This window comes from Bradyrhizobium sp. (assembly GCF_019244115.1).
Taxonomy (GTDB): domain Bacteria; phylum Pseudomonadota; class Alphaproteobacteria; order Rhizobiales; family Xanthobacteraceae; genus Bradyrhizobium.
Window position 1 is genome coordinate 1 of sequence record NZ_JAFATE010000885.1, and the last position, 2,578, is coordinate 2,578.

The following is a 2,578-nucleotide window of genomic DNA, read 5'->3' on the forward strand; positions in this document are numbered from 1 at the left end:
AGATCAGCGACGAATAAAGCTGGATCAGGCTGGCGCCAGCGCGGATTTTTGTCAGAGCCGCGCCGCCGGAATCGATGCCGCCGACCCCGATCAGCGGGAACGCGGCCTCGGTCCGCACAAAGGTCTCGGCCACCATTCGCGTCGACAGCCGAAACAGCGGCCGGCCCGACAATCCGCCCTGCTCCTTGGCGCGATTTGTCTCCCGCAAGCTCGCGGGCCGCGCCACCGTGGTGTTGGACACGATCATCCCGTCGACCCGGCGCGAGCGCGCGATGTGGACGACCTCGTCGAGCTCGGCGAGGCTGAGGTCCGGCGCGATCTTGAGCAGGACAGGAGAATCGCCGGCCTCGGTCCGCACCCGCTCGCGCGCGTCGATCACGCGGGCCAGGAGTTCGTCGAGCATTTTTGCCTGCTGCAGGTTGCGCAGGCCCGGCGTATTCGGCGAAGAGACGTTGACGGTGAAATAGTCCGCGACCGGTGCAAACATCTCGATCAGCTTCACATAGTCGGCGACGCGATCGGGCGAATCCTTGTTGGCCCCGACATTGACGCCGACGATGCCGCCGAGATTGGCGCGCGCGGCGAGTCGGCGCAGCACGGCCTCCGCACCGTCATTGTTGAAGCCCATTCGGTTGATGACCGCCTCGTCGCGCTCGAGGCGAAACAGCCGCGTCCGCGGATTGCCCTCCTGCGGGCGGGGCGTCACAGAGCCGATCTCCACGAAGCCGAAGCCGAGCCGCAGCAGCGCGTCCGGCACCTCGGCGTTCTTGTCGAAACCGGCCGCCATGCCGATCGGATTCGGGAAGTTGAGGCCGAAGGCGCGCACCGAGAGCTTGGGGTCGTCCAGCTTCAGGCGCAGCGGCGGCAGCAGCCGCAAGCCCTGGATCGCCAGGCGATGCGCATCTTCCGGGTCGAGGAAGCGCAACAGCGGCAGCGAGAAGGTGTCGAATGCGCGGATCAAGGCGCAAGCTCCGGGATGTCGTGCGAACCGTCGGACCGCGCAGGCATGTCGCGCACAAAGGTCACGGCACCGAGATCGAGCTCGCCATAGAGATGCGGAAACAGCTCGTCATTGCGCGAACGCTCCCAGCGCAGCGCATCTCCCAGGACGTCGGCGTCGACCTCGACCAGAAACAGCGCGGTCTGGCCGAAAAAATGCTTTCGGGCGGTTTCCGCCACCTGGGAGGCGGTGGAGAAATGGATGAAGCCGTCGCGCAGGTCGTCGGCACTGCCCCGGTAGACGCCGGACCGCTCGGCTTCGCGCCAGGCCGAGGCGGAGCAGATTTTGTAGATCCTGGGCACGCGGTCCAATCCTGTCTGCGTCTTGAGTTCACTGAAGATTTTGGCTGGTACCAGACCGTATCGGCGCCGCCAAGTGAACTCAAGGGGCCGGGACCTGCAGTGACCTTCGTGCATTGCCCAGCTTCCGCGATGGCATGGAGCCACCCGCCGGGATTGATGCAGAGGGTTCGTCGGTCCCCGACAGCCTAGGTCGCGTAGTCCGGCTCCTTGCGGTCGAGAATGCGTTTCAGGGCGTCGAAATGGCGTTGCGCCGGCGGCGGATTGTAGGAGCTCTGGCCGCTAAAATCGCGCCGGGTCTTCTCGACCACGGGCCGCGGCAGCGTCTTGAGCGGCTGTCCGGTCCACATCGCATAGATCTGCATCTGCGCCGCGCGCTCGACGTAATAGAGGCGGTCATAGGCCTCGGCGACGGATTTTCCGACCGTAGTGATGCCGTGATTGGCCATGAACAGGACGGTCTTGTCGGCAATGACCCGCGCCAGGCGCGCCCCTTCCGCCGGATCGAGCGCGGGGCCGGTATATTCGTCATCATAGGCGATCGCGCCTGATAGCCCGACCTCGGTCTGCCCGATCTCCTTGATGCGCGGATCCTCCAGCCGCGTCAGCGCGCTCGCATAGGGCATGTGGGTGTGGAATACCGCTCTGGCCTGCGGCGCCGCCTTGTGGATCGGCGCATGGATGCAATAGCAGGAGCGCTCGACATCGCCCGCGCCACTTTTGACCTCGCCATCGTCGATCCCGACTTCCATGAAGGAGGAGGCCGTCACCTCCGACCAATGCATGCCGAACGGGATCTGGTAGTAGCGGTCGCTGCGGCCCGGCACCACGAGCGTCAGGTGGTTGAAGATGCCCTCATGAAAACCGTGCATGACGGCAAGCCGGTGCGCGGCCGCGAGATCGATCCGCGCCTGCCATTCCTCGGCGCTGCATTCGGCAATCGTCTTCGGTGAAACCCTGAACTGCATGAGGGTGCTCCCCTGAAGCTTGTTGTTAGAGCAAGCATAGCGTCATTCGCCAGCCGCCGCGGCTGAAATCGCCGCGGGGCTCCTATACGCAATTTCGAGGCCCAGGCTGGCCGCGCGAGCCCAGCCTAAGCCGACCGCCCCAGCGCGCCGTCGATCATGGCGATCGCGTTGTTGATGCCATAGACCGCGACGAAGGAGCCGAAGCGCGGGCCCTTCTCCTGGCCGAGCAGCACCTTGTAGAGCATGTTGAACCAGTCGAGCGACACGCCGGGCCGGCCATCCCTGCCCTTCTTCACGGGATCGAGGAACGG

Annotated in this window: 3 protein-coding genes and 1 pseudogene; all 4 read right to left on the reverse strand. The window is 65.2% G+C overall.

The genetic code is table 11. The annotated features are described in order from the left end of the window. Positions 1-961: quinone-dependent dihydroorotate dehydrogenase (locus JOZ76_RS37115; RefSeq protein WP_291706333.1), on the reverse strand; the 961-nt coding region annotated here is incomplete at its 3' end. Next, positions 958-1,302 carry a DUF952 domain-containing protein gene (locus JOZ76_RS37120; RefSeq protein WP_291706334.1) on the reverse strand — a complete coding sequence of 115 codons (345 nt, stop codon included), beginning with the start codon at positions 1,300-1,302 and terminating at the stop codon, positions 958-960. The genes JOZ76_RS37120 and JOZ76_RS37115, both read right to left, overlap by 4 nt. Before the next feature lie 185 nt (positions 1,303-1,487). Further along, positions 1,488-2,267, reverse strand: coding sequence for a class II aldolase/adducin family protein (locus tag JOZ76_RS37125; protein WP_291706335.1), 780 nt, complete (start codon positions 2,265-2,267; stop codon positions 1,488-1,490). Between the two features lie 125 nt (positions 2,268-2,392). Further along, positions 2,393-2,578: pseudogene (lysK, locus tag JOZ76_RS37130) on the reverse strand (lysine--tRNA ligase); the annotation flags it as partial.